The organism is Streptomyces sp. NPDC056231 (assembly GCF_048270745.1).
Lineage (GTDB): Bacteria > Actinomycetota > Actinomycetes > Streptomycetales > Streptomycetaceae > Streptomyces.
The window spans coordinates 163,408-190,205 of sequence record NZ_JBLVKW010000005.1 but is presented as its reverse complement, the minus strand read 5'-3'; the positions used below and the strand labels follow the sequence as shown (position 1 = coordinate 190,205).

Annotated in this window: 21 protein-coding genes and 1 pseudogene; 12 read left to right on the top strand and 10 right to left on the bottom strand. The window is 68.8% G+C overall.

All coding sequences use genetic code 11. The annotated features are described in order from the left end of the window. Positions 1-611: 611 nt before the first annotated feature. Entirely contained in the window at positions 612-1,502 is an 891-nt protein-coding gene (locus ACNPQM_RS07310) for a M14 family zinc carboxypeptidase (RefSeq protein ID WP_418083348.1), read from the bottom strand. Then, entirely contained in the window at positions 1,477-1,803 is a 327-nt protein-coding gene (locus tag ACNPQM_RS07305; protein WP_418083347.1) for a hypothetical protein, read from the bottom strand. Before ACNPQM_RS07305 ends, ACNPQM_RS07310 begins: the two co-directional genes overlap by 26 nt. Before the next feature lie 280 nt (positions 1,804-2,083). Here ACNPQM_RS07305 and ACNPQM_RS07300 point away from each other — a divergent pair, with 280 nt between their 5' ends. After that, the gene (locus ACNPQM_RS07300; protein WP_358862796.1) at positions 2,084-3,136 is read left to right on the top strand and encodes a M14 family zinc carboxypeptidase; all 1,053 of its coding nucleotides are present in this window, start codon (positions 2,084-2,086) and stop codon (positions 3,134-3,136) included. A gap of 298 nt (positions 3,137-3,434) precedes the next feature. Here ACNPQM_RS07300 and ACNPQM_RS07295 read toward each other — a convergent pair whose 3' ends face one another. Continuing rightward, positions 3,435-5,036 carry a peptide-N4-asparagine amidase gene (locus ACNPQM_RS07295; protein WP_418083346.1) on the bottom strand — a complete coding sequence of 534 codons (1,602 nt, stop codon included), beginning with the start codon at positions 5,034-5,036 and terminating at the stop codon, positions 3,435-3,437. A 299-nt stretch (positions 5,037-5,335) separates the two neighbouring features. On the opposite strand from ACNPQM_RS07295, the gene ACNPQM_RS07290 reads away from it, so the two are divergent. After that, complete coding sequence (locus tag ACNPQM_RS07290; RefSeq protein WP_418083345.1) at positions 5,336-6,523, top strand: RNA-guided endonuclease InsQ/TnpB family protein; 1,188 nt, start codon at positions 5,336-5,338, stop codon at positions 6,521-6,523. Positions 6,524-6,557: 34 nt separating this feature from the next. On the opposite strand, the pseudogene ACNPQM_RS07285 reads toward ACNPQM_RS07290, so the two are convergent. The 5 genes and pseudogenes from ACNPQM_RS07285 to ACNPQM_RS07265 all read right to left on the bottom strand — a co-directional run. Further along, positions 6,558-7,061 (bottom strand): annotated as a pseudogene (locus tag ACNPQM_RS07285) (endonuclease/exonuclease/phosphatase family protein); the annotation flags it as partial. A 140-nt stretch (positions 7,062-7,201) separates the two neighbouring features. Further along, the gene (locus ACNPQM_RS07280) at positions 7,202-7,825 is read right to left on the bottom strand and encodes a class F sortase (protein ID WP_418083344.1); all 624 of its coding nucleotides are present in this window, start codon (positions 7,823-7,825) and stop codon (positions 7,202-7,204) included. A gap of 78 nt (positions 7,826-7,903) precedes the next feature. Continuing rightward, entirely contained in the window at positions 7,904-8,341 is a 438-nt protein-coding gene (locus ACNPQM_RS07275) for a hypothetical protein (protein ID WP_358861256.1), read from the bottom strand. A 123-nt stretch (positions 8,342-8,464) separates the two neighbouring features. Beyond that, entirely contained in the window at positions 8,465-10,447 is a 1,983-nt protein-coding gene (locus ACNPQM_RS07270; RefSeq protein WP_418083343.1) for a sensor histidine kinase, read from the bottom strand. Next, positions 10,440-11,168, bottom strand: coding sequence for a response regulator transcription factor (locus ACNPQM_RS07265; protein ID WP_418083342.1), 729 nt, complete (start codon positions 11,166-11,168; stop codon positions 10,440-10,442). Before ACNPQM_RS07265 ends, ACNPQM_RS07270 begins: the two co-directional genes overlap by 8 nt. 225 nt (positions 11,169-11,393) lie before the next feature. On the opposite strand from ACNPQM_RS07265, the gene ACNPQM_RS07260 reads away from it, so the two are divergent. From ACNPQM_RS07260 to ACNPQM_RS07230, 7 genes are all read left to right on the top strand, one after another. Next, the gene (locus ACNPQM_RS07260) at positions 11,394-13,010 is read left to right on the top strand and encodes a PucR family transcriptional regulator (RefSeq protein ID WP_418083373.1); all 1,617 of its coding nucleotides are present in this window, start codon (positions 11,394-11,396) and stop codon (positions 13,008-13,010) included. A gap of 305 nt (positions 13,011-13,315) precedes the next feature. Continuing rightward, positions 13,316-13,570, top strand: coding sequence for an aldehyde dehydrogenase family protein (locus ACNPQM_RS07255; protein WP_418083341.1), 255 nt, complete (start codon positions 13,316-13,318; stop codon positions 13,568-13,570). After that, positions 13,567-14,742 carry a CaiB/BaiF CoA transferase family protein gene (locus tag ACNPQM_RS07250; RefSeq protein ID WP_418083340.1) on the top strand — a complete coding sequence of 392 codons (1,176 nt, stop codon included), beginning with the start codon at positions 13,567-13,569 and terminating at the stop codon, positions 14,740-14,742. Before ACNPQM_RS07255 ends, ACNPQM_RS07250 begins: the two co-directional genes overlap by 4 nt. Before the next feature lie 67 nt (positions 14,743-14,809). Next, the gene (locus ACNPQM_RS07245) at positions 14,810-15,988 is read left to right on the top strand and encodes an acyl-CoA dehydrogenase family protein (RefSeq protein WP_418083339.1); all 1,179 of its coding nucleotides are present in this window, start codon (positions 14,810-14,812) and stop codon (positions 15,986-15,988) included. Between the two features lie 149 nt (positions 15,989-16,137). Next, complete coding sequence (locus ACNPQM_RS07240; RefSeq protein WP_418083338.1) at positions 16,138-16,317, top strand: hypothetical protein; 180 nt, start codon at positions 16,138-16,140, stop codon at positions 16,315-16,317. A gap of 367 nt (positions 16,318-16,684) precedes the next feature. Next, a complete protein-coding gene (locus tag ACNPQM_RS07235; RefSeq protein ID WP_418083337.1) occupies positions 16,685-17,647 on the top strand; it encodes a hypothetical protein in 963 nt (320 codons plus the stop codon). Between the two features lie 102 nt (positions 17,648-17,749). Further along, positions 17,750-19,828 (top strand): PQQ-dependent sugar dehydrogenase, encoded by a 2,079-nt coding sequence (locus ACNPQM_RS07230; protein ID WP_418083336.1) that lies wholly within the window; start codon positions 17,750-17,752, stop codon positions 19,826-19,828. Between the two features lie 46 nt (positions 19,829-19,874). Here the strand turns inward: ACNPQM_RS07230 and ACNPQM_RS07225 are convergent, their stop codons facing one another. Further along, a complete protein-coding gene (locus ACNPQM_RS07225) occupies positions 19,875-20,348 on the bottom strand; it encodes a hypothetical protein (RefSeq protein ID WP_418083335.1) in 474 nt (157 codons plus the stop codon). Between the two features lie 308 nt (positions 20,349-20,656). Here ACNPQM_RS07225 and ACNPQM_RS07220 point away from each other — a divergent pair, with 308 nt between their 5' ends. From ACNPQM_RS07220 to ACNPQM_RS07210, 3 genes are all read left to right on the top strand, one after another. After that, complete coding sequence (locus ACNPQM_RS07220; RefSeq protein WP_418083334.1) at positions 20,657-22,171, top strand: PfkB family carbohydrate kinase; 1,515 nt, start codon at positions 20,657-20,659, stop codon at positions 22,169-22,171. Further along, on the top strand, positions 22,146-23,807 hold the full coding sequence (locus ACNPQM_RS07215; RefSeq protein WP_418083333.1) for a PfkB family carbohydrate kinase: 1,662 nt from the start codon (positions 22,146-22,148) through the stop codon (positions 23,805-23,807). Before ACNPQM_RS07220 ends, ACNPQM_RS07215 begins: the two co-directional genes overlap by 26 nt. A gap of 554 nt (positions 23,808-24,361) precedes the next feature. Next, the gene (locus tag ACNPQM_RS07210; RefSeq protein ID WP_418083332.1) at positions 24,362-25,327 is read left to right on the top strand and encodes an alpha/beta fold hydrolase; all 966 of its coding nucleotides are present in this window, start codon (positions 24,362-24,364) and stop codon (positions 25,325-25,327) included. A gap of 68 nt (positions 25,328-25,395) precedes the next feature. Here the strand turns inward: ACNPQM_RS07210 and ACNPQM_RS07205 are convergent, their stop codons facing one another. Further along, complete coding sequence (locus ACNPQM_RS07205; RefSeq protein WP_418083331.1) at positions 25,396-26,424, bottom strand: hypothetical protein; 1,029 nt, start codon at positions 26,422-26,424, stop codon at positions 25,396-25,398. Positions 26,425-26,798 lie beyond the last annotated feature (374 nt).

Here is a 26,798-nt window from a genome sequence, read left to right as displayed (position 1 = left end):
CTGTGTGCGGGTCTTCGGTCCGCACATGACGGCGGGAGAGGAAGCTGTCGCGGCGTCAGAAGCGTTACAGCGCGGGGCAACGGGCGTGCTGGCCGGCCGGGCGGAATTTCGGGACGCGCGGCGGGATTCAAATTAGGGCAAATGCGGACAAATGTGCAGGTATTTGCCACGCCGCATCTACTAAGTATGCCGGTTGGTCGGCGGAGCGCTGTGACCGATGTCATAGAACATGGGCTTCCGTTTCTTTCGCTCCCCACCGGCCCGGGGTCGCCCGACTCACCGGCGATTTTGCCGCGCTCCTGACCTCCGCCCAGGCCAACGACAACAAGCTCACCCAGCGGATCGTCGATGTTCGCGCCACCAACCTGCCCCACCGGCGCCCCCTCTGCATCGGCCTCGAACTCGATCGCGCGGGGGCGGCGCTGTCAGGGCCGGGAGCGGCTGTGACCGACATCGAAGTACTCGGCGTCGACCTGGCCCCGGCGCGGTTCGGCAGGCGTGAAGCGGCACCTCCCGGCAGGGCGGCGGTTCCGCTGGCTCCGGACCGAAGCGGCGGTGCGGATCCAGGGAAGAGCCGGACTGCCGGGCGATGCCGCGGGCTGTCCGCTCCGTCAGACGCCGGGGCCGTCGGAAGGCAGCGTGACGCGCGTCGGGATGGCGTCGTAGACGCCCGTGTCGAGGGAGTTCACCGAGCCGTCCGCGACGGCGTCGACCAGGCCGCCGAGCCCGGTTTCGACCATCTTGGTGAGCATGCCGTTGCGCTTCATGCCGTCGTACTGGGTCTGCGAGGACGTCTCGAAGAGAATCGCCGCAGAGCCGCGCAGCTGGTACGAACCGAGCGCGGTGCCCGGCAGGTTGGTGGACTGTGGGTAGAGGGTCAGATTGCCGTAGGAGGACTTGCCCCGCTTCTGGAGCGCCTCGTAGACGGCGACGTTGGCCCGCTTGGAGGCGTCCATGTCGAACTTGGGCCAGCTGCCGAACTCGGCCGGGTTGTCGATGAACTTGGCCGAGATGGACAGCGGTGACATGCTCTCCATGTCATCGGTGGCGTAGCAGGACCACTGGTTGTGCAGGTCGACGAAGTAGTCGACGGTGCCGAACTCCTGCTCCAGCGAACGGTAGACATCGCGGGAGGTCTGCGCCTCGGGAGTGATGTACCAGCCGGTGTCGGCGCTGTCGCCCGGGAAGTCCTCGGCGGCAGGAACGTAGTCCAGGTTCGGGTGGAAGTCACGGTTGATGTCGAAACCGCCGACCCGGGAGTTGTAGTTCCACGACGGGGACGCACTCGCCAGCTGCGGGAAGTCGGCGACGACCTCGTCCCAGGTCATGTCGTTCTGCCGCTGGTCGAGCTCGCCTCCGTCGACGTTCAACCGGGGGATGACCACCACGGTGACGTTCTTCCGCAGCTTCTTGGCCGCCGGGGTGTTGGAGCCCCACTGCTTGAGCAGCTCCAGGGCCGCCTCGGTGCCGTGCATCTCATTGCCGTGGATCTGCGTCTGCATACACGACCTTGTCGCCCTCGCCGACGCGCGCGGTGTGGATGGCGCGGCCCTGGTTGGAGTACCCGGCCACCTCCACATCGACGATGCCGCCGGTGCTGGTCTCCAGCTGCTGGAGATCGGTGGTCAGTTGCGCGTAGTCGACGAAGCCGTTGTTGCCGGATCCGGAGGCCTCGGTGCCGCAGTGGGACACCGGCGGGATCGCGCCGGCGGTGGGGTTGCCGGTGGCGTTGGCGGCAACGGTGGAGAGGCCGGCGATCAGGGCGGTGCTCGCCGGTGTGGCGACCCATCTCCGAGCGGACATTCACTGCTCCTCAGGTGTCGTAAGGCACTTCCGAGGGGGCGTGCGCCACTCTAGGCGCTCAAGAGACATCTGTGAACGGGGGCCTTACTCCTGTCGCATACGCACCTGGCCCGGCGGGCGGCCGACCTGCCTGCAACGGCCATGCACTTCACGGCATTTTGCCGCCAAAATGCTCTCATCTGCAGTAACGCCTCTGAGACACAACAGCATTGACGGGTTTTCAACAAGATCATAGGCTCGCCCGCCGTCAGACGATGCTCGCGATACCAGGGAGAAACACATGCGTAGGTCCACTTTCACCAGATCCGCCCGCACTACTACCGCCGCCCTCACCGGCGCACTCCTGCTGACCGGTGCCCTGTTCACCGGCACCGCCGCTGCGGTCGGGGAAGGCCCCGACTACCGGGGCAACGAGACGATCAACACCTCGATCCTGTCCACCTACGACGACGTGACCCGCTTCCTGAAGGCCCAGGACGCCAAGCAGGACGCCATGGAGCTCGAGGTGATCGGGCAGACCGTCAAGGGCCGCGACATCCACCTGGTCAAGTACGTCAGCAACCCGGACAACCCGACGATCCTGTACCTGGCGCAGCAGCACGGCAACGAGCAGCTGACCACCGAGGCCATGCTGCACACCATCAAGTCCCTCGGCTCGCCATCCAAGGCCTCGCTGCTCAAGAAGGTGAACATCCTCTTCATCCCGATGTTCAACGCGGACGGCGCAATGGGCGACGTGAACTTCCCCCTCGACGGCTACCTCGCCAAAGGCGAACGCCACCTGACCCGCTACAACGCCAACGAGGTCGACCTCAACCGCGACCACGTGGCCAAGGAGCAGCCCGAGACGCGGGCCCTGCACGAGAATGTGTTGCGCGCCTACGACGTGGACTACGCGATCGACCTGCACCACCAGGGCACCCAGTCCCGGGTGAACGGGGATCTGGTGTCCGGTTCGATCCTGTACCCGACGACCCCGGACGTCTCGCCCGAACTGGTCGAGAAGTCCAAGCGGCTCGGCTCCGTGGTGTACCACAACGTCAACCGCACCGGCTGGGGCAACATCGGCCGCTACGACGGGGGCTCGGCCAACACCATCGGCCGTAACGGCATGGCGGCCGAGTACGGCATCGCCACGCTGCTGTTCGAGATGCGCGGGATGAGCGACCACGAGTACGCACCGTATGTACTCGGCCAGAAGTCCAACGGTTACCTGATCCGGCAGTCGGTGCTCACCATGGAAGCCACTATCCAGGCGGTCGCCGACGGCTCGATCGACCACGCGGACACCTCCTTCTGGGACACTCTTCCCCAGCAGTGCAACACCTGCTGACGACGGCACCACCGCAGTGAACCTCCCGGGTCACCGCCCCTCAGAGGGCGGTGACCCGGGGGTTCCGCTGCCCGGCAGTGCGGGTGCCGGTTAATCATCCGGCCAGGTCAAGCAGCACGTTGGTACTCGCGAAGTGTTCCGCCGAGTCGATCTCGTTGGCGGACCTGCAGGTGGCTGGTCTGCCCGGGCCCGATCATCGGTGGGGGAAGCGGGCTTAGTGGAGCGGCTTGCCCCAGGGCGCGGTGGGGACGATGGCCGTTGGCGGAGCCCGGCACGCACGGCCGGGCCCCGCGTGGGCTCAGCAGCCCGTACGGTCCTCCGTCAGGACGCCCTGCTCGGTCCGTAGTGTGCGGTCGTAGCAGCCCTCCGACCCGTCGAGCCGGTAGCGCTCGTTCGACGTGCCGACGGCATGGCGCTGGTCACGCGGGACCCCCAGCGTCCAGGTGGCGTCGCCGGTGTACGTGTCGTCGAGCCGCGACCAGGAGATGCGCTTGCCGGCGCGTACGACCGAGGTGTCCGCGCGGTCCCCGAGCGTGAGGACGGTGCGCAGCCGGTTGTCCGTGCCGATCGTGGTCTCGCCGTCCATGGTGTAGACGCGATGGGTGAGCGCGACCCGCGCCGGGCCGCGGCCGTCCACGGTCACCGTCTCGTCGTCGTCCCAGCGTGACGTGAGCCCGTCGGTGTTCTCGTCCTCCGTCCAGTGGTGGGCTGAGGTATTGGCGAGGGTGCGCGAGACGGTGGTCTCGACGCGCCCGTGCGAGGTGTTCACATAGCCGGCGACGGTGAGCCGGTGGCCGCCCTTGGTGTCGAGCCGGTTCAGTGAACCGGGCGTGATCGTCGTCGAGTTGGAAAGATCACTCTGATCGTGCTTCGTGAGCGCCCCGGTGACGTGCTCGCTGCCCTCGTCCTGCCAGACGAGGACGTTCGTGGGCGTGCTCCAGCCGCTCTGCCCCGCGGGCAGGCCCGCGACCGACACCTCGACGCGGTGCTCGCGCCCGTCGTTGAGGATGCCGGCGAACGGCGTCAGGTCGTACTCGATCGGCTTCACGTCGAAGGCACGCGGCGCCGGAACGACGTACCACAGGAAGGGGTTGGACCAGCCGCCGGTCCACACGGTCGGGAACGGCGCTGCGATTCCCGCTAGTTGGCCGTCGACCTTGACCTGCACCTCGCGGTACGGACCCTTGTCCGCCCTGCACGAGTAGGACGCGGAGTCCGGCACGGTCAGGTACCAGTACTCCTCGCAGCCGCCGCCGGATCCGGTGGCGTACACCTCGGCGACGATACGCTCGGAGTTACGCGGCGTGGTCAGCGTGGCGCCCTCCAGCGGGAGCACCTTGTCGGGCGTCTCGGCGGCTTTCGTACTGCCCTTTGCGGCATAGAAGGTCAGCGTGACCTTGACGTCGATGACGCCGGTGTATGTCTCGTCGACGACATTGCCGATGAGCATTTCGACGGGCTGCTCGCGGCGCAGTGTGTCGCTGTAATGGGTGACGTCCTTCTCCACCGACCAGGTGATCCCGTCGACGGAGGGCTCGGGCGTGGACGTACGGAACACTTCGACGCCGCCCATACGAAGGTAGCCGAGCCGGTCGTACTGACGGCCCTTCACTTTTCCGTCGAGGCGCAGCACCACCTTGCTCCAGCGGTCTCCGCACTCCACGGGCGGGGCGTAACTTCCCCTGTACGGCTTGAAATCACGGAACTGCGCCTCCGCGATGGTGACTTCGCAGGATCGAGTGTCGGGCTTCTCGATGGCCGGCGCCGCGGTCAGCGGGTCGTGCCAGTCGGTGCCGAACTCCACGGGAACCGGCTCGGCCGCGGCCGCCGGGCCCGCGCCGAACGCCGAACCGGCGGCCAGCACCAGTCCGGCGAGCATGGACGTGATCTGTCGTTTCATGAGTCAGGAGTGAAGCGCGGGACGGGCAAGTGCGCCAGGGGCGAATGATCGATCTTGTCGTGATCTGTGCACTCGTGCGGAAAAATCGATTGTTGCGAGCTCCGGCGGAACGCGAACCTTGCGCGGTTTCATCACTCGCCACCCCTCAAGCGCTCCATCCGTGATCTTGCGTGGGTATCCCCGGCTTCAGCCGGGGAGGGAAACGCATCCTCGGCCCGGAGGCGCGAAGCGCCAAAGTTCGCTGCGTTGTCAGTGGCCTGCACTATGTTGATCACGACAGCCGAAGGGGGGTGGGCCGGATGATCCGTGCGTACAAGTTCCTCATGCGGCCCACTGCGGGCCAGCAGGGCGCGCTCGCCGAGATGCTGCGTGATCACTGCTCGCTCTACAACGGAGCGTTGCAGGAGCGCCGTGACGCCTACCGGCACGGCTCGAGGACGACGGTTCGGTACGGGCAGCAGTCCGCGCAGCTCAAGGACATCCGGGCGTTCGACCTGGAGCGTCAGGGCCGTTGGTCGTTCTCCTCGCAGCAGGCGACGTTGCGGCGGCTGGACAAGGCGTTCGCGGCGTTCTTCCGCCGGGTGAAGGCCGGGGAGGCGCCGGGGTATCCGCGTTTTCGTTCGGGCAAGCGGTTCGACACCGTCGACTTCCCGAAGGACGGCGACGGCTGCCGCTGGGACTCGACTCCGCATGATCCCGTCACCCGCGTCCGCCTCCAGGGCGTCGGGCACGTCAAGGTGCACCGGCACCGTCCGGTGGTCGGCAAGGTCAAGACGGTCAGCGTCAAGCGTGAAGGGCGGCGCTGGTACGTCATCCTCACCGCCGAGCAGACCGCGCCTGAGCCGCTTCCCGCGACCGGCAGCGTGGTCGGCATCGACATGGGGATAACGAACTTCCTCGCCGATTCGGGCGGCGAGTTCGTGCCCAACCCCCGTCACGGGGCGAAGGCCGCCGCCAGGCTCGATGCCGCGCAGCGGGCCCTCGCCCGGTGCAAGCGTCGCCGCAAGGCCGTAGAGGTGGTGGCCCGGCTGCATCGCAAGGTCCGCCGCCAACGACTCGACCACGCGCACAAGACCGCGCTCGGCCTCGTACGCGAACACGACTTCATCGCGCACGAATCCTTAAGGATCCGCAACATGAGCAAGGCCCCGGCTCCGAAGCCGGACCCCGCCACGCCGGGCGGCTTCCTGCCCAACGGGGCCGCCGCGAAGGCCGGGCTGAACCGTTCGATCGCTGATGCCGGATGGGGGGTGTTCCTGACGATCCTCACCGCCAAGGCAGAGTGCGCCGGACGGGAAGTGATGGCCGTGGACCCCCGCAACACCTCCCGGCGGTGCCCTCGGTGCGGGCACACCGCCAAGGAGAACCGGCCCACCCAGGAGAAGTTCCACTGCGTCTCGTGCGGCCACCACGCGCATGCGGACACAGTGGGCGCCCTGAACGTCCTACGGGCCGGGCTGGTCCGTCGCGAAGCCCAACCGGCATAGCGATAAGCCCCCTCGTTTACGAGGGGGAGGAGTCACTGACGTTCAGTTCGGTGTAGACGAAGCCCTTGTTGGACCACCAGTCGCTGCCACAGGCGTCCTTGTAGATGAACTGCTCCTTGCGGACGATCGGCCACTTGCTCAGGACCGTGACCCCACCGTCCTCCGGAGTGGTGGCCGAGTAAGCACCGCCGGTGGCATCCCAACCGCTCTTGCTCCGGCCCATCACCGGTGTCTGGTAGGGGTATTGAGCGGTTGCGCTCCGTGCCAGAGCGTCGGAGGCGGAGTTGTCGAACGCCTCCTGGAGGACGACCACGTCATTGCCCTGGAAGAAGGATGTCTTCGGTATCTCTGCGGCTCGGTGGTCCTGTCCCCAGTTCGGGAAGAGGTTCTTGCGCATCAGAAACGTGTTGTACGTGAGCACGCGCAGGGACGGGGCGTCGGCCGCAGACGCCTGAGGGGCGTTGGCGATCAGCGTGACGGCGGCGAGCGCGGCGGACAGAGTCACGCCGGAGGTGCGGCGGAGCGCGGTGAGCGGCACGGGGGTCTCCTGCATCTGCTGATGGGGGTGGAACAGGCGACACCCATCCAAGCAGCGGGAGTTACTCGTGGGTAGACGTCGGGTGTCGGGAGGCCTGCCATTGCGTACCAATGGTGGTGGAGGCCTCATCGGACCTGCCGTCAGCGGGCGGTCGCGTAGACGATGAGGTTGTCCACCGGGTGGCCCTGGGCGTCGAATGCGCCGTCGCAGGTGATGAGACGGAGGGCGCGGTCGTCGGTCCTGCCGTACACCTTCTTCGTGGGGAACGCCTGCTTGCTCACGGACTCCGTGCCGGTGACGGTGAAGTGGGTTGTCTGGCCTTGCTCGTTGCGCACGACTATGTCCGTCCCCTTGCCGATCTTCTTCAGGTCGTGGAAGACGGCCCTGCCGAACCGGGTGTCGTTGTGCCCGATGAGGACGGCCGCTCCGCGCTCGCCCGGGATCGCACTTCCCGTGTACCAGCCTGCTGTCATGCCCTTCTCCGCCGGTGGGACCTCGACGGTGCCGTCCGCGTTGAGACCGAGCGGCATCAGGGAACTGGTCACTTTGATCGAGGGGATGGCCACTTGGGCGGGAGCCGCGGGCTGTTCCGCCCCGGGGGAGCCGGGGGAGCCGGCGGGGGCAGTGGGGGAATGCGTGGGGGAGCGGGTGGGGGGCGACGGCGCCGCGGCGTGGGATGTGCAGCCGGTGACGAGAGCGAGGGTGAGACAGGCGAGAGCCGTCGGCGCGGCGGATCGCTGGCGTCTGTGGTGGGCAGGGGACATGCGGGCTCCAGAGCAGGTGACAGGCGAGGCGGAGACGGGCAGTGGCGCCGCCCATGAAGAGCGGCGCCACTGCGAGGGTCAGCCGTTTCGGTGTGCGGTCGCGCGGCGGCGCAGCACCAGAGTGCCCGCGCCCCCGAGCAGGGCCGCGGCGGCGACCGAACCCGCGACGGCGGCGGTGGTGTTGCTCGTCGTGCCGATCGGACGCTCGCCCGCGGCCACGCCGCCACGCGGCTCGGCGGAGCCATGCTTCAAGCGCACGGCCGGGGCCGGGCTGGGCCTGTCGCCCGCGGCCACGCCGCCACGGGGCGCCACCGAGGGCACCTCGCCACGCGCGGGCCTGCTCGACCCGGCTTCCGGAACGGGCGCCGGGGTCCGCTCGGTGGACGTCACCGAAGGGCTGGGCGTTGCGTTGGAAGGGGCCGCTGCGAGGGCCGTGGCGGACGGGAGGAGTACTGCGCCCGCCGCGACGGCGGTGAGGACGGCGGTGCGCAGGGTCGGACGGGGACGGTGGGACATACGTGGCTCCAGTTCCAGCCCGGCCTTGGTGGTGCCTGGATGCCGATTCGCACCAGGCGCCGGGCATGCCGTCAGCCTCGCGTGAACTTATGAAGAAGCTGTCAGATCGCTGTGGTCATCGCATCAGCCCCGATGGCGCAGGGCGGCCTCGTCCGGACGGTCGGACGGCTTCGGTGACCGGCCCGCCGGTGTGGGATGCGGACCCGTCGGCAGGCGCAGCGTGAAGACCGAGCCCTTTCCCTCCGTACTCGCGGCGCTCACCACGCCACCATGCGCCTCGGCGAGTTTGCGGACGATGGCCAGGCCGAGACCGCTGCCGCCGGTGCGGCGGCTCCGCGACTTCTCCGCGCGCCAGAAACGGTCGAAGACGTACGGGAGGTCCTCGGACGAGATGCCGCCGCCGGTGTCCTCGACGTCCACGACCACCTCGTCACCCGACTCGGAGCCGTATGCGCGCAGGGTCACGTGCCCTTCCGGAGGTGTGTGGCGTACCGCGTTGGACACCAGGTTGCCGAGGGCCTGCCGCAGGCGTACCGGGTCGGCGGTCAGGGGACGAGAAGGGGGCCCGGGAACCGCCGTGCCCACCGTCAGCGTCACTCCGGCCGTCTCGGCGCGGGCCTGGTGCGCCGCGACGACCTGGCCGAGGAGGTCGTCGATCCGTACCGGCGCCGGGTGCAGACGCAGCGCGCCCGCGTCGGCCGCGGCCAGGTCCTGAAGGTCGTCGACGATGTGCTGCAGCTGAACGGCCTCCTCCAGGAGCGAGGAGACGAAAGCCGGGTCGAGGTCCGCCACGCCGTCCTGCGCTGCCTCCAGCCAGCCACGGATATTGCTCAGTGGGGTGCGCAACTCGTGGGCGACATCGCTGACCATCACCTTCCGCTGTTCCTCGAGGCGTGCACGATGCGCCGTCATGTCGTTGAACGTGGCCGCGAGTCGTCCGATCTCGTTGTCCGCGGTGACCGGTACAGGCGCCGATTGCTCGCCGTCCCGCATTCGCTGGGCGGCACCGGTGAGTGCCTGCAACGGGCGTACGAGCCGGACTCCTGCCAGCACCGAGGCGCCGACGGTGAGGGCGAGTACCAGGGCGGCGACACCTGCGATACGGGCGGTGTTCGCCGGTGAGAGATCGAAACCGGGGACGGTGGCGCCGCCCGCGTCCCCGATGAACAGCAGTGCGGGCGAGGCCACGTACGAACTGAGCTGCTCGCGGCGGGCGGCGCCGACGCACGACGCGATCGCCCGGTCGTTGTCGCTGCTCTGGACGGCCGGCACCGGGACGGGGGGAGCGGCGGAAAGCCGACGGACCGGGCCGGGGCTCGGTTCCGGCCCGGGGTCCTGGCCCCAGGAGAGGTCCAGGCGCAGGTGTACGGCTGCACGGCCCTGGCGGTCCAGGCAGGCGTCGGCCAGCTTGTTGAGCGCGTCGAGTGCCTTCTTCTCGGTTCCGGTGGGCCTGTCCAGTGCGTCGGTCGAGCATCTGGTGCCCAGGATCCGGTCGGGGTCGTTGCCGACGATCTGGATGCGGGGGCGCCCGCTCGGTTCCTCCACGATGTCCGAGGCGATCCCGGCGTCGTTGAGGCACGCCACGCCCCGGTCGGCGATGCGGCGCAATTGCGTACGTTCCGCCGGGGGCAGGCGGAACGGTCCGACGGCTCGCGGGTCGACGCGGTCGGCCGCGGTGCCGGTCGCTCCGGAGGACTGCGCTGCCAGAGCTGTGTCCACGGAGAGCGGGTCGACCACGGCCGACGCCTGCGCGGGAAGCGCGGGCGGGGACGCCCCCGTCGCGGAGTCGGCGATGATCTCCCGGCGCTGGGTGGTCAGGGCGATCCGGCGGCCGGACCGCGCCGCCAGATCGCGCACCGTCGTCTCGACACCGTCCCACTGGGAATGGCCCGCCGCGTAGCCGAGCAGCTTGGTGTAGATCCGGGCATCCGCGGTGAGGTTCTGGCCCTGCTCCTGCTTGATGGCACCGGAAGTGGTCTGCACGGCGAGCCAGGCAGTGGCCGCCACCGAACAGGCCGCCACCAGCGCCGATACGGCCAGCAGCCGCACGAGCAGACTCTTGCGGAAGGGCAGTCGCCGGCGGTCCAGCCGGCCACGGCTACGCACGCGACGCGCCCCTTGCGGGGTCGGTCAGTTTGTACCCGACTCCGAAGACGGTGAGCAGCCGGGACGGCTTCCGCGGGGCGGGCTCGATCTTCTTGCGCAGGTTCATGATGTGCACGTCGACCGTGCGGTCGCTGATGTACCGGTCGAAGCCGTGCAACTCCTCCAGGAGCCGCTGCCTGCTGAAGACCCGGCCGGGCTCGGCGGCCATCGCGGCGAGGATCCGGAACTCACCCGGCGTGCATTCCACCGACATACCGTCGACCGATATCTCGTGCCGGGCCGAGTCAACTCTGAGTCCGCCCACGGAGAGCACCTCATCGACGGCGTCCGCGGAGGGGGTCGCCTGTCCTGGCCGATTCGTGCGGCGCAGGAGCGTGCGGACCCGGGCCATCAGTTCGCGCGGGCTGTACGGCTTGGTCATGTAGTCGTCCGCACCCAGGTCGAGGCCCAGCAGCAGATCGTCCTCGGTGGTCCGGGCCGTCAGCATCAGCACCGCCAGCTCCCGGTGCTCGGCGCGCAGGACACGCACCACATCGAGCCCGTCCGCCCGAGGCATCATCACATCGAGGACCAGCAGGTCGGGCTCCCCGTGCCTCACCTCGTCGAGTGCGGCGAGACCGTCCGTGACGACGGTGACCGCGTGGCCCTCACGTTCGAGGTAGCGGCGTACGAGTTCGGCCTGTTTCTCGTCGTCTTCGGCGACGATGACGTTTGCGCACACGCGGTCGATCGTAGGTGAGTTCCCGGAGTCGTCCGGTGGGTACGGTGTCGGCGGAGATGCTTCCCGCCGGGCACTCTGAGTCGGCGAAGGTGGCGCGACCCTGTGCGCCGTGAAGGGAGCCGGGAACGCTCCCGCACCGGTCGAGGCGGATTCCTGCCGGCCTGCTAGCTTTGCCCGATCGAACGAGAGGCCCGGGTGCGACCCCGCGGCGCGGGCAGGGCGGCGGTGGAAACCTTGGGCGTACCCCTCCACTGGCTGATCGGCCGCCCCGAGCTGCGGCTGACGGTGCTGGCCGGGCGGGACGGGCTCGACCGGGAGGCCGTCTGGGCCCACAGCATCGATCTGGCCGACCCCGTTCCCTGGCTGAGCGGCGGCGAACTGCTGCTCACCACCGGACTGCGACTACCGGAAGCGGAGGCCGGGCAGCAGGCGTACATCCAGCGGTTGGCGGATGCCGGTGTGGCCGCAGTCGGCTTCGGCACTGGACTCTCGCACCGGCACGTTCCCGCGGCCGTCGTGGACGCGGCCGACAAGGTGGGACTGCCCCTGCTCGAAGTGCCGCTGCCCACGCCGTTCGTCGCGATCACCAAGGCCCTGATGGAACGCCTGGCCGAGCTGCAGTACGAGGGAGTCGTACGGGCCTCCCGCGTCCAGCCCCGGATGACCCGGGCCGCGCTGCGCGACGGCGCCAGGGCCGTCGTACGGGAACTGGCCGTCTCGACGCACTCCACGGTGCTGTACCTGGACGAAGCCGGTGCGGTGCGTGCCGCCCATCCGTCCGGTTCGGCGGGCGTCGACCCCGGTGTGCTCGCCGAGCTGAGGAGCGCCGGCGGGAGTGACCGGGCGACGCAGGCGCTGAGTGCCGGACCGCACGGGGTGGTCGTCGCCCAACAGGTCCGCGTGGGCCCACGTACCCACGGCAGACTCGTGCTGGCCGCCGACCGGGAACTGACCGCCGTCGACCACCTGTTGCTCGGGCATGCGGCGTCGCTGATCGCGCTCCAGGCCGAGAAGCCTCTGCGCCTGCAGGACGAGCAGCACCGGGTCAACAGCCTCTTCCTGCGCATGGTCCTGGACGGGACACTCCCCTCGCGCACCGCCCTCGACCACCTGGCGGAGGCCGGCTTCCCGGCCCGCAACGGCATCCGCGTCCTCCTACTGAGCGGGCCGAGCCCTCGGCAGGCCCTCGACACGGTCGGCCCCCGACTCGCCGAGATCGGCCTGCCGCGCTTCGGTGCCGTACGTGAGGGGCGTGCCGTGCTCCTGCTGCCCGGGGACGGCCCCCGAACGGGGATGCGAGCGGGTGGGGACGACGGTCCCGCAGCGAGCGACGGACGCCGCGGCGCCACGGGTATCGGTATCGCCCGGGATCTTGTCGACGATGCGGTCGAACGGTTCGGGCCGCGCCTCTGGGCCGGGCTCAGCCTTGTGCACGAGCCCGACGCCGGGCCGCAGGCGCTCCAGGAGGCGAGCAACGCCGCCGCGGTCGCCGAGGCGCGCGGCCGGGCGGGGCTCGTAGCCTTCGAGTCGCTGGCCGGACACGTGCTCGTCAGCGCCCCCGAGAGCCGAGAGGTTCTCCGCCGGGTGGCCGCCGAACGGCTCGCGCCGCTGGCCGCACACGACCGGGACAACGGCTCGGAACTGCTCGCTTCCCTCCGCGCGTTCCTGGAACATCACGGACAGTGGGGTGCCGCATCCGCAGCCCTGGAGGTCCACCGGCACACACTGCGCAGCCGGATGGAGCGGATCCGGACACTGCTGGGCGTCGATCTCGACTCCGCGCATGTACGGGCCGAGTTGCTGCTCGCGCTGGCCGCCTGGGAGGGGATCGTGGACCAGTGACCGGCTGGCCGGCCGGTGGCCGCGCGGGCGATCTTGACCGCGTTCTCCACCGCCTCGGCACCGGAGCTGACGAGCCGGGTGCGCTTCTCGCCGGGCACCGGGGCGAGCCGGGATGCACGGGGATGGACCGCCGAGCCAACCGCGCCCCGAGGCCGACAGCCATGGACATAGTGGAGCGCGGAATGCGCGATGGCCGGGACATTCTGTCCACTGCGTGAGGGGCTGCGGCATGCGGAGAATGGCGGCCTGGTCATCCCGATGCGCTCCAGGACGGTGCGTACGGACGCATACGGAAGGGAACGCCGATGGAGCAGCACGCAGGCCGTGACCGCGCCCCGGAGGCCGCCGCGGTGATCCACCGTCCGGTGGGTGTCGTCGCCGCGGTCACCCCGTTCAACTTCCCCGTCGCCATCCCCGCGGGGAAGGTCGCCCCAGCGCTCGGATACGGCAACACCGTGGTGTGGAAGCCCTCCGGACTCGTGCCGCTGCTCGCCGTGCGCATGGCCGAGGCACTCGTCGAGGCCGGACTGGCGGACGCCTCCCAGGCAGGAACCCGATGACCGGCGCTGCTCGACTGCCGCTGTCCGGTGTGCTGGTGGCCGACTTCGGCCGGGTGCTCGCGGCACCGTACGCGACCATGCTCCTCGCCGACCTCGGCGCGGATGTGATCAAGGTGGAGCAGCCGGGAACCGGTGACGACACCCGGGCGTGGGGCCCGCCGAAGGCACAGGGTGAGGCCACCTACTTTCTCTCCGTCAACCGCAACAAGCGATCCTTCGCCGTGGATCTGCGCGACCCGACGGGCCGCCGCAGGGCGACGGAACTGATCCGCCGGGCGGACGTGGTGTTCGAGAACTTCCGCCCCGGCACCATGGACAAGTACGGGCTCGCCTACGAGCGGGTCCGCGAACTCAACCCCGGCCTCGTGTACTGCTCGGTGACCGGCTTCGGAGCGGGTAAGGGTGCGGCGCTGCCTGGCTACGACCTGCTGATCCAGGCCGTCGGCGGACTGATGAGTGTCACCGGACCGGCCCCCGGGCAACCGGTGAAGACGGGTGTCGCGCTGGTCGACGTACTCACCGGGCTGCATGCCGCGATGGGGGTCATGGCCGCCCTGCGTCATCGGGATGCGACCGGCGAGGGTCAGCATGTCGAGGTCAACCTGCTGTCGTCGCTGCTGTCCGGCATGGTCAACCAGTCCGCCGGCTACACCCTGGCCGGTCAGGTGCCGGGCATCCTGGGCAACCGCCATCCGTCGATCGCGCCGTACGAGGTCTACGAGACGGCGGACCGGCCACTCGTCGTCGCCGTCGGCAACGACCGCCAGTTCGCCGCGCTGTGCCGGGGCCTGGACGCGGCCGGTCTGGCCGTGGATCCGCGGTTCGCCACCAACACCGACCGGGTGACCCACGTCGACGCGCTCGCCGAAGAGCTGTGCGTACGGCTCCGGCGGCGCGCGGCGGACGAATGGTTCGACCTCCTCACTCCGCTCGGCGTGCCGTGCGGTCCGGTGAACGACCTCGCCGGGGCCTTCGACCTGGCCGAACAGCTGGGGCTTGCGCCGCGCGTCACCCCGGACGACGCGGGCGCCGAGGCCGAGGGCGGGCACGACGGTCCGATGAACCTCGTGGCCAACCCCATCGGGCTGTCCCGTACCCCGGTCCACTACGCACGGCGCCCGCCGCGGCTGGGCGAGCACACCGACTCCATCGCCGACTGGCTCGACAGCTGACCCAGCCACCGAGGCAACCCGCCCCGACCACCACGCACACCTCCGTACCCCCTCCCAGGAGCACACGATGAGCGGCAACAAGCCGATGAAGGACCCCCTCGCCCTGCTGGACATCGCCTCGGTGCTCAGCGACGAGGAACGCGAAATCCAGGCCACGGTCGCCAAGTTTCTCGCCGACCGGGTCCGCCCGCACATCGGCGAGTGGTTCGAGAACGCGCACTTCGCCAGCGAACTCGCCCCCGAACTCGGCAAGCTGGGCGTTCTCGGCATGCATCTGGAGGGCTACGGCTGCGCGGGCGTCAGCGCTGTCGGCTACGGGCTCGCCTGCCTGGAACTCGAGGCCGCCGACTCAGGCTTCCGCAGCTTCGTGTCCGTCCAGGGTTCGCTCTCGATGTACTCGATCCGGAAGTGGGGGTCCGAGGAGCAGAGGCAGGAGTGGCTGCCCCGGCTCGCCGCGGGGGAAGCCATCGGCTGCTTCGGCCTCACCGAACCCGACTTCGGCAGTGACCCGGCGGCGATGCGCACGCGTGCCGTCCGTGACGGCGGCGACTGGATCCTCAATGGCTCCAAGATGTGGATCACCAACGGTGGCATCGCCGACGTGGCCACGGTCTGGGCGCAGACCGAGGACGGCGTCCGGGGCTTCCTCGTGCCACGCGGCACGCCGGGCTTCACCACCCGTGACATCAAGCAGAAGATGTCGCTCCGGGCCTCGATCACCTCCGAGCTCCACTTCGACAACGTCCGGCTGCCGGAATCCGCCCGGCTCCCCGGGGCCCAGGGGCTGCGGGGTCCGCTCTCGTGCCTGAACGAGGCCCGGTTCGGCATCCTCTTCGGCGCAGTCGGCGCGGCCCGTGACTGCCTGCAGACGGCCATCGACTATGCAGACGCGCGCGTCCAGTTCGGCAGGCCGATCAGCGCCTTCCAGCTCACCCAGCGCAAGTTCGCCGACATGGCACTCTCCCTCGGCAACGCGGCGCTGCTCGCCCTCCACCTCGGCCGGCTCAAGGACCTCGGCACCCTCCGCCCCGAGCAGGTGAGTGCGGGCAAGCTGAACAACGTACGGGAGGCACTGGCCATCGCCCGGGAGTGCCGGACCGTGCTCGGGGCCAACGGCATCTCCTTGGAGTACTCGCCGCTGCGGCACGCCAACAATCTCGAGTCGGTGCTCACGTACGAGGGCACCAGTGAGGTGCACACACTGGTCGTCGGGCAGGCCCTCACCGGTCAGGCCGCCTATCGCTGAGGCGGCACAGGACAAGGATGCGCACTCCCTGGCACACCGGCGGGCGGCTCCGCCGTGCGGCCGGGATGCCTGGCTGATCAGTCTCACTCGCCCGGCTGCGCACACGTCGAAGGCCGGCAGCGGAGGCACCCGAACGGCTCCAGGTCCACATGTGGTTCTTTCCCTGGCTCTACTACGCCACCGCTCCGGCCATCATCGCCACGCTCGTCTCCATGTACGTCGTCGCGAACAGCCGATCCCAGCTGCTGCTCAGCCTGGTCGGCCGGGGCCTGACGCTGCTCGCGTGCGGCCTCAACCACCGCTTCCAGGCGGCGTGTTCAGCTGAATGATCGAGGCTCCCGCCGAGTCCGCCGCGACAGGCGCACCTGCGGTGAACCGGCACCCGCGCGGTTGCCCGCCGGGCCACTTCACCCACCCGCCGTACCCGCTCGGAATCGGAGCGAACCGCTCGTAAATCGCTGTGAGTTCGTGGGGTCTGCGCCTCGATGGGCCGCTCGCGGTCTGGGTGCTCGTTCGCAAGGAGGTTCGCGCCGCCGCGGAAGGGCGCCCAAGAAATTGGCGAGTACACGCCCATTGTCAGGGTCGTAGCGAAGGGGGTTACATGGTCCCCGCACGCGGACGAAAGCGCTTTCTGTCGATCGGGAGACCCTGATCGACCGACCCTTCACTGCCCCTTCGCTGCCGCTGGGAGGCTGTATGACATCGCCCCGCACCAGACGCTACTCACTTGCCGTCGCCGCACTCGCCGCGACCGCCTCGCTTGCCGCCGGCACGTTTCCGGCCCATGCGGCCCGCCCGTCAACCGCCTACACTCCGCTGCGAGCCCAGGCTGTGGCGGCGTACGATTTCGGACACCCGGACCCCGCCGACCCCGGTCGCGAGCAGGACATCGGGCGCTCCGGCACCACGCTCAGCCTGATCAACGGCGGTGCAGCGATGCGCGTGGCCGACGAAGCGTACCCGGGCGCTTCGCCCGCCCTGCAGGTGCGCCAGCAGAACCCGGACACCGCGGGCAACGACGACTGGAAGGCCGGGGCCTGGGACGCCGAGGGCATGTCGTCCCTCGGGGCCTTCCGCAGTGCCCGGGGTGCCACCGTCATGGGCTGGTTCAAGATGACGGGCGACAATCCCGCCCTCAACTCCAACACGGCCAACCCGAACGACCGTTACAACGCGATCGGGCTGGCCGGCGTGCTGTCCGGAACCTCTGACGGTCACGCGGTGCGTGCGCTGCTCGAACTCATTCAGGTGAACGGCGAGTTGAAGCTGGTCGCGCTGGGGAGACGCCTGGACAGCGGCGCCTCCCAGACGTTCGCCGCCGAGGCCCCCTGGGAAGAACTGCTGCCTCGTGGTGAATGGGTCCACCTGGCCGCGACATTCGACTTCCGCGACGGCACCCTCGCGCTCTACCGCGACGGCAAGCCCCTGGACGGCTTCTACGTCACGCCGGGCGACCCCTGGGAAATCGCCGGCACGTCGGCGCCCCACCGCGCCTCGCCCACCGATCCCCGCGGCATCAAGATCGGCGGAAGCTTCCCCCAGAACACCCGGGAGAACAACGCCTGCGACTGCCGCATGGACGACCTCCTGTTCCTGGACCGATCGGTGCCGGCCGGAGCGGTGGCGGCGGAGTACCAGCGCATGACGGGAGGCCGCTGACCGGTGTCGTCCCTGGATCGTTCTTTCCCTGCCTATATGTCACGCCCGCCCGAAGGGACCCACATGGCGTCACGACGTACATATCGAAGGAAGTGGGCGGCCGTGGCCGTCGGCGCAGCCCTCGCCCTCGGCGGTCTCGCCGCGCCGTCCCATGCCGACGAGCCCGCCGCGGCGACAGCCGCCCTGACCGACCCCATTCCGCAGAAGCCCGTCCAGTCCAGGACGGGACTCGTCCTGCAGGAGTTCGCACATTTCCCCAAGTCGGAACCTGTCCCGGCGCCGACGGATCCGCGCCTGATGCGCCACGCACGGATCAATACCATCAATGAACTGCCCGACGGCTCCGGCCGGATGGCGACCCCCGACCTCAACGGCACCCTGTATCTCACCGACCCCGGCGCCGCGACGCGCACCTCCGGGGGCACCCCGCACCCCTACCTGGACGTCAAGGCGGCATTCCCGCACTTCTTCTCGGGCCGCGGTCTCGGTCAGGGCTTCGGGTACGCCGCATTCCACCCGGAGTTCGCAGCGAACGGGCGCTTCTACACCGTCCACACCGAGCTCGCCTCGCAGGCCACCGAGACTCCCGATTACCAGCAGGCCGGCACGCCCACCTATCACGGCATCATCACTGAGTGGACCGCCGACGACCCCTCCGCCGACGTCTTCCACGGCACCCGTCGCGAGGTGCTGCGTATCGGCTTCAGCGGCCAGGTCCACGGCATCCAGCAGATCGACTTCAATCCGACGGCCAAGCCCCACGACGAGGACTACGGCCTTCTCTACCTCGCGGTGGGCGACGGAGGACAGGGTGTCGGCAACAGTGAGCCGCAGAACCTGACGCTCCCGCACGGCAAGCTTCTCCGGATCGACCCCGCGGGCCGTGACAGCGCCAACGGCCGGTACGGCATCCCCGCGTCCAACCCGTTCGTCGGTGAGCCCGGTTCGCTCGGGGAGATCTACGCGATAGGCATGCGGGACCCGCACCGCTTCAGCTGGGACGAGGGCGGCAGCCACCGCATGTATCTCGGCCACATAGGCGAGCACGCCATCGAGTCGGTGTACGAGGTCAAGGCCGGGGACAACTTCGGCTGGAGCGAGCGCGAGGGCCCCTTCGCGTTCGACAAGAAGACCACCGACCCGTGCGCCCGCATCCTCCCCCTCCCCGCCGACGACGCCCAGTACGGCTACACCTACCCGGTCGCCGCCTACGACCACGACCCGAAGCCCGGCTGGGACTGCCGGTCCGATGTGGGCCGCGCCATTGCCGGAGGCTTCGTCTACCGCGGCAAGGACGCGCCGGCGCTGCGTGGAAAGTACATCTTCGGTGACCTCGTGGACGGTCGGATCCTGGCCGCGAACACCCGTGACATGCACCGCGGCGCCGACCTCGCGCCGCTCGAGCAGCTGATGCTGTTCGACAAGTCCACCGGGAAGTCGGTCACCATGCGCGACCTCGCCGGTGACCAACGTGTCGACCTGCGCTTCGGCTCCGACCGCAGCGGCGGCCTGTACATCGTCTCGAAGGCCAACGGCAAGGTCTGGAAGGTGACCGGGACCCGCACCTTCGCCGACTGCGAGATCGGCAACACCCCCACCACCCACACCACCGGCCCCGACAACTGGGCGCCGGTCACCCCGGCCAAGTGGGCATACACCGAACGCGAGACGATCCTGGCCGAGCCGGGTGTCGCCCGCCCGGGACCGCGCCGCCCCTTCGAGTACGCCGTCCTGACCGCGGGCCCGCGCTACTCCTCCGTCACCGTCGAGGCGGAGGTACGGATCGACACCCCCGTCGAGATCACCAACCGTGATGTCATTCTCATCTGGGACTATCAGTCGGACACCCGGTTCCAGTACGCGCACCTGTCGACCGACAACAGCATCTACCCGCACAACGGTATGTTCACAGTCAACGACGCCGACCGGCTGCGCATCGACGACCAGTGGAACGGAACCTTCGGCGCACCTCCGGCGATCAAGGACGACGGATGGCACAAGGTGAGCCTCACCCACTGCGCCGACACCGGTGAGACCGCCGTCTACCTGGACGGCAGCCCCAACCCGCTGATCACGGCCACCGCTCCGGTCTTCGCCTCGGGCCGGGTGGGCTTCGGGTCCTTCGACAACGAGGGCCGCGTCCGTCACCTGAAGGTGACGGGCACTCCGGCCGGCGACTGACCTCGCGGGAGCGGGCCGACACCGTCGGCCCGCTCCCGTACCGGCGTCACGCCGCCATCGCCATCGAAGCCCTGCCGTGCGCGGTCTCGCCGGCCGTCGTCCGCTCGGCGAAGACCACGACCCGCAGCACCATGAAGCGTCCGATCCCCGCAAGAGCTGACGCTGACAGATAGACCGTCTGCTCGACCAGGGCCGAGGGCTCGGACCGGACGGAGTACAGGCAGAACAGCGCCCCTGTCGTGAACGCATAGCTCACGGCGACGGTCACCCCGGACTGAAGGTGAACCCTCCATCCCTTCCGCCCGCTCCGGAAGGAGACCCGCCCGTGCAATTCGGTGGCGATGACCGTGGAGACGACGGTGACCAGCGCGTTGGCAACGACCATCGGTATCCGGTCGTTGAGCAGTACGAGTACCCCGCTGGATGCCAGCCCGACACCGCCACCACACACGACGAACCGCACGAAGGCCGCGACGAGCGGATGAAGAGTGCGGGTCTGCGGGCGCGAAGGGGCGGTCACGAGGGGCCTCCGTAGGCTGAGTGGAACGGTGTTCCGATTCCACCCCAGAACCTACGGACCGGGCGTCGTCCGAGCGACCGGGTTGATCCCCGACTTCATTGGGGGTTTCCCCCCAGGGGCCCCGGGGGGAAACCCCTGCGGTATCCCCGCTGTGGAGGCCGTCCGGCACTCGCCTCGCTCATGCGGTAATCCTCAAGTTACTTCGGGTATAGGTGAGTTGGGCGCGCACCATGTGCAGCATCACCGCATCGGGGGTTGCAGTGAGGGAACCGAGAGCAGTCGAGGTTGTCGGCGTTGGGGCGCTGAACGTGGACTACATCGCCTCCGCGTCCCGGTTGTCGCAGCTCATGGCGGAACAGGTCCAGGAGTCGGTGGCTCGCTTCGAATGGAACACCGAGGGACCGGTGGACCAGGCGTCCGTCGTCAAGGCCATCGAGCGTCTCGGAGCGGCTTCGCTCGATGCTTCGCTCGGCGGCTCCGCATGGCTGACCATCTTCACTCTCGCGCAGCTGCGTCTCGACGTACGGCTCGGATATATCGGTGTGGCGGGCCGGATCGAGACACCTGGTCTCTCCTTTCTGGGGCAGATGGACCGGCTCGGCATCGACCGCACCATGGTCACCCGTCGCCCCGACCTCCTGTGCGGCGTCTGCCTGTCCTACCTGGACGATGTGGAACGTGTCCTGCTCACGCACCCTGGAGCGAACTTCGCGATGGCTGACCATCTGCGCTCCCGGGCAGACGCGATCGCCGCCTACCTTGCCGCTGCCCGCATCGTGCACGTCACCTCGTTCCTGGATGAAGCGACGCCACCGCTTCTCCTGGATGTACTGCGCGATGCGAAAGAACGCAATCCGGCTCTGCTGGTGAGCTTCGACCCGGGTTTCGACTGGGCCAAGCACCCCACCCCCGCCATTGAGGGGATTCTCGCCCTGTCGGACCTCATCTTCGTCAATCACCGTGAGTTCAAGGCACTCGCCGACTACACCGTGGGGGAGTCGGACGAGGTCCTGGCCGCCCGGCTCGTGGAACGTATCGTCCCGACTGCCACCGTGTTCGTGACCAAGCGCTACGACGCGGTGGATGCATTCCGGAAGTCGGCTACCGGGGCACAGGCACGCCGCTTCCAGCTGCGCCGTCCGCTCCGCGAGGTCAGCGTGGAGGACGCGACCGGGGCCGGCGATGTGTTCTCGGCATCCGTGCTTGCAGCCCGTGTCTCCCGACCCCTTCAGGTAGAACTGGGGGCCCGGCTCAGCCTCGGGGTGATGAGGCGCCGCACCGGTCGGGGACCCTTGCCTGCCGCGCCTGCGGAGGCGTCACTGGTCCAGGTACCGGAAGACCTGACCGGGCCCGGCAGCCGTCCGAGGGCGGTGCTGGTCGCCCATGAGGGCGAGAGCGGATGGGTGAAGTTGGACAGGTTCCTGACCGAGGACCTTGATCTTCCCGTGCGCGGGATCGATCTGTCCGCTCCTTCCCTGGGAGAACCAGGGGATCCTCGTCCCCGCATACGCGGCCCCGTGACGGAGGCGCAACTCGCGCGCTGCGGGTTCGCCGTGTGCGTACTGGGGGCCACCCGTACCATGGCCGGCGGGTCACGCCGCGCCGGGGAGACCGTCGTCCATCAGGTGGGAATCCTCCAGGGCTCTTACGGATTCGGCCGGGTCGCGATTCTGGTCGAGGAGGGGCGTGAGGCACCCTCGAACATCGCTGGCCTGATCCGGCTGGACTTCCCTTCCGGGCGAATCGAGTCCGTCTTCTGGGAGTTGGAGCGCATGCTGGAGAGGGAAGGGTTTCTGCATGGGAGAAGACCAGGTGAGCAGTGACTCGCACCGCCAAGCCCCGCGTACCGGCTTCGCCCGGGACGTGGTCGGCATCGGCGCCCTCAACCTCGACTACATCATTCCCGCCGACCATCGCTCCCGCGGCGACCGTCAGCGTCTCAGCACCCGCATCGGGGACCTTCTGGAGCCGGGGCAGAGGGCGCCGGAATGGGGCACCGAGGTCGCGGTGGACGAGCAGACCGTGTACGCCGCCCTCGAAGCAGCCGATGCCGAGGCACTGCAGACGTCACTTGGCGGCTCCGCCTACAACGCGCTCCACACGCTTGCAGCGCTCCAACTCGACCTGCGCCTGGGATACATCGGTGTCGCCGGGCGCGTACCGGGCCCTGGACTCACAGCGGCGCAGCAGCTGAGCGCCGACGCGATCGACAGCCGGTACGTCTTCCAGGATCCGGACCGGCTGTGCGGCGTGTGTTTCTCCTTCACTGAGGATGGTGAACGGACGCTGCTGACCCACCCGGGCGCGAACACGGGCATGGCGGACTACCTGGCACGCGACTTCGACGGGCTGGTGGCGTATTTGGCAGATACTCACGTTATTCACGTCACCAGCTTCTTTGATCCCGACACTCCCCGCCGACTGCTTGCCCTGCTTGCCGAGGTGAAGCGCGTCAACCCGGCCACGCTCATTTGTGTCGACCCCGGTCACGTGTGGAGTCAGAACGCCGCAGGAGCAGTTGGCGGCATCATCGCGCTGGCGGACTATCTGCTCCTCAACCACCGCGAGTTTCAGGAACTCGGAGGCGCGCACCGTGCCGTCGAATCCTCGGGCCCTCCTGGTTCCGCTGATTCCGACGGTGCGGCCGATTCCAGCGATGCCGACAATTCCGACGAGGGGAACGCAGCCCGAGTGCTGGACCTCCTCGCCAACGACCGGTCCCAGCTCGTCGTCAAGCGCCGCTCCGGCATTCATGCATGGCAGCGCGACGGAAGTAAGGTCTTCGGTGATTTCTACCCCCAACTCGTGCTGACGGACGACCAGATCGAGGACGACACCGGAGCCGGTGACGTATTCGCCGCCGGACTGCTCGCCGTGATGACGGGTGAACGGCTCCAGACCGAGCTCGGCTGCCTCCTCGGTATGACGCTGGCCAGGCACAAGCTCCGTTACGTGGGCAGTCACGGCCACGCTCAACTGGCCCAGGTCGCCAAGGACTTCATCCGGTCCCTTGATCATGCGCGACGATCCACGGCGGCGCCGGAGGGCGTCTTCATCGCCCACGGCCGCAACCCTGACTGGCTCGCGGTCAAGGCTTTCGTGGAGCAGCGCTTCGGGCTGCCCGTCTACTCCTTCGAGTCCAACTCCTGGGGCAGCCGTCCGGTGACCGAAGCCCTTCAGGACTACCTGCAGCGCTGCACCTTCGCGATCTGCGTGCTCACCGCCGAGGACACCACCGATGAAGGCCACCGGGTCGCTCGGCAGAACGTCATTCATGAGATCGGCCTTTTCCAGGGGCGCCACGGATTCGACCGCGTCCTCGTGCTGGCCGAAGACGGTTGCGCCACTCTTCCCGAAGCCGCCGACGCATGCACCGCGACCTTCCCGCACCACGCCATCGACAAGGCCTTCTGGTCACTGGACCAGGCACTGCGCCGCTCCGGGTTCTCGCACGCCTGAGAGCCTGTCGGGTGACCTCTGATCGGGCGGACGCGGCATGGCACGCACGCTTCCGGCGTTGCCGAAATGGCCTAGTAGCTCTGCTACGAGGCCATCCCGGCGCCTTGGAATCGCACGCACCATGCCGCGTCCGCACTCCGATCGAAGGTCACCCGACAGGCTCTGAGGCTCGACCGGTCTCAGGCTTCAGTGCCGGACAGAGGGAATCCGGCCGGTTGAGGCTGAGCGCGGCGGTACTAGGGCGTGTTTCGAAAGTCCCGCCTGGGTGCGCTGGGGGTGATCATAGGAGGCGCAGACTCACCCGACTGCTACGTCCGTGTTACGGAATGCGCGGACACGTGGTTGCATGCCGATTCGACGGGAATCCTTGCACTTTCTTCCCGGTCGGATTCGCCGAGCAGTGGCGCACTGCCTCAAACGTCCCGGAAATCCCCTGTGCGCCGGAGGTTCTACGCTCGAGAGAGGAAGCGGGGGAGAAGCAGACGGGAGACGAGCCTGTGGTCGGCGCCCCAGAACCTGAACCACGCCCGCCCCGGGCGGGCCGGCTGCGTTCGGTGGCCGGGCAGGAGGTGCCGCTGCGCCACCACGTGGTGCACGGCTACCGCCGGGCGTACCGGATCGCCGGCGACGGTCCGGTGATCCTGCTCATCCACGGCATCGGCGACTCCTCCGCGACCTGGGCGGATCTGATCCCAGAATTGGCCCGCAGCCATACGGTCATCGCCCCCGACCTCCTGGGCCACGGGGCCTCCGACAAGCCGCGGGCCGACTACTCGGTGGCTGCATACGCGAACGGCATGCGTGATCTGCTGGGGGTGCTGGACATCGAGCGTGCCACCCTGGTCGGTCACTCGCTCGGCGGAGGCGTGGCCATGCAGTTCGCGTACCAGTTCCCCGAGCGGACCGACCGCCTGATCCTGGTGAGCACGGGCGGCGTGGGGCGCGAGGTCAACCCCGTCCTGCGAGCGGTGTCGCTGCCGGGCGCAAACCTGATGCTGTCCTCGCTGAGACTGCCCGGCATGCGCAGCCAGATCGGCCTCTTCAACCGCCTGATCAAGCTGCTCGACACCGACCTGGGACAGGATGGCGCAGAGCTGCTCAACGTCGTGGACGCCCTGCCCGACGCCACGTCGCGCAGCGCCTTCATCAGCACCCTGCGGTCGGTGGTCGACTGGCAGGGCCAGGTGGTGACCATGCTCGACCGCTGCTATCTGGCGGAGGGCATGCCCACGCTGCTGCTGTGGGGATCGCGGGACAGCGTGGTGCCGGTCCGGCACGCCTACCGCGCGCACGCGGCGATGCCCGGCAGCCGCCTGGAGATCTTCGACGGCGCCGGCCATTTCCCCTTCCACAGCGATCCCGCGCGCTTCCGTGCCCTGGTCGAGGATTTCGTGCGCAGCACGACCCCGGCCGACTGGAGCCAGGAACGGTGGCGGGAGCTGCTGCGGGTGGGGCGGCCCGGCAGCGGGGCGGGGGCGCCGGACTCCGCGCACGGAGCGCGGTCTGCGCGAGGCAAGTGAACCCAGCGCCACGTGAGGGGGAGGAAGACGTCCGTACCCTCCGGGAATGTGCTCGGCAACAAAAAAATCTACCCCACCGGCGAGTTGTCTGAGCCGGGCAGGGGAGTGTGGCTCTCCACGAAGACCTTCAACGCGCCCTGGTGCTCCTCCGCGTGTGCCGTGGCGACGCCGCCCAGCTTCCGCACTCGCTGCATCGTGTGGTCGAAGAAGTCGCGTGAGGACGGCATCAGTTCGGCCAGTTGTATCTCCTCGTAGTAGGCGGCGAGGCTGTTCCCGTCGGCGCGGAGAGTTATGGCGAACGACTTGTCCTCGGTGCGGCGGGCAAGCTCTTCACGGGTGCCTGGCTTCCACGAAGCCCAGTGGTCGACGAACGGCAGGATCCTGTGAGGCTGATGCTGCCGCGAGTAGGCGATGACGACCGCCTGGAGGTCTTCCCACCACGGCAGCATCAAGCGGGGCGGGTCGACCCAGTACACCGTGCCGTTCGCGTCTCGCACGTGAAGGGAGTTGGAGCCCAACTCGTCGGCCTCGTCCTCGAGCTGTTCCTCGAAGGGGGCAGTGAGTCCGATGAAGGCGTGGCAGCACACGGGATGATCGGAAACGGACACCAGGCCGCGAAGCGGACCTCCCAGTGACACCAGGTTCCGGTCGTACATGTAGCCGAGATGCCGTTCGATGTCCGTCCCGGCGTGCTCCGGGGGTGCGGCCACGCTGATTGCGTTCGGGTTGTAGGCGTTGTCGGGGCGGGGGACGATCTGCACCTTCACCGACAGGACCATTTCACTGCCCGGTCCTGAACCCTTGGTCCTCGCCGTTCCCCGCTTCTCAGCGGCGGACAGTTCATGCTGGACGAAGCGCACATAGGTGTCGACCGCGTCGTCCCAGAGTCCGACACCCAGTGCGAACTTCGACTCTCCCGCCGGGATCACAAGGTTTCCCGTCTTAGGGTCGAGTGCGAGCGAGCCGAGTTCCTTGCCCACCGGTGCTCCCTTTCCATGAGGTGTGTTCATGCCCGCCCGGAGCTGATTCCAGACCGGCGAGAAAATGGTATGAGCCTGCCATTTCGGCTCCATCGCGAGGCTGCCGTACGAGCTCATCCTCTGGACGGTACGAAGGTCGACGCCCCACCGACACGGTCCCCAGGGGCTCTGACGGCTGGGACATCGCCGCCGGTCCGAAGAAGATAGCGGTCACCTGGGACTGGCAGGTGAAAACCCTGACGGGCTGACCGGCTGCGGAGAAGGGTGCGCTGCGTGGGGCCTCGGGCTCTTCGTACGGCAACGACACCACCCGGGCTCCGTGCGTAGGATGTCGGCGCCTACGGGCGGACGACCGGATTCGCCGGTGGCGAGGTCCAAGCCCGAGCCAGGGCAGGCATGGAAGCCTCTACGCCGGCCCAGGGTGCTCGGCAGATTTCGCGTCGAGTAGCCGGACATTCATAGCGTTGGGCGGCGGGGTTTCGGGTCGGCTA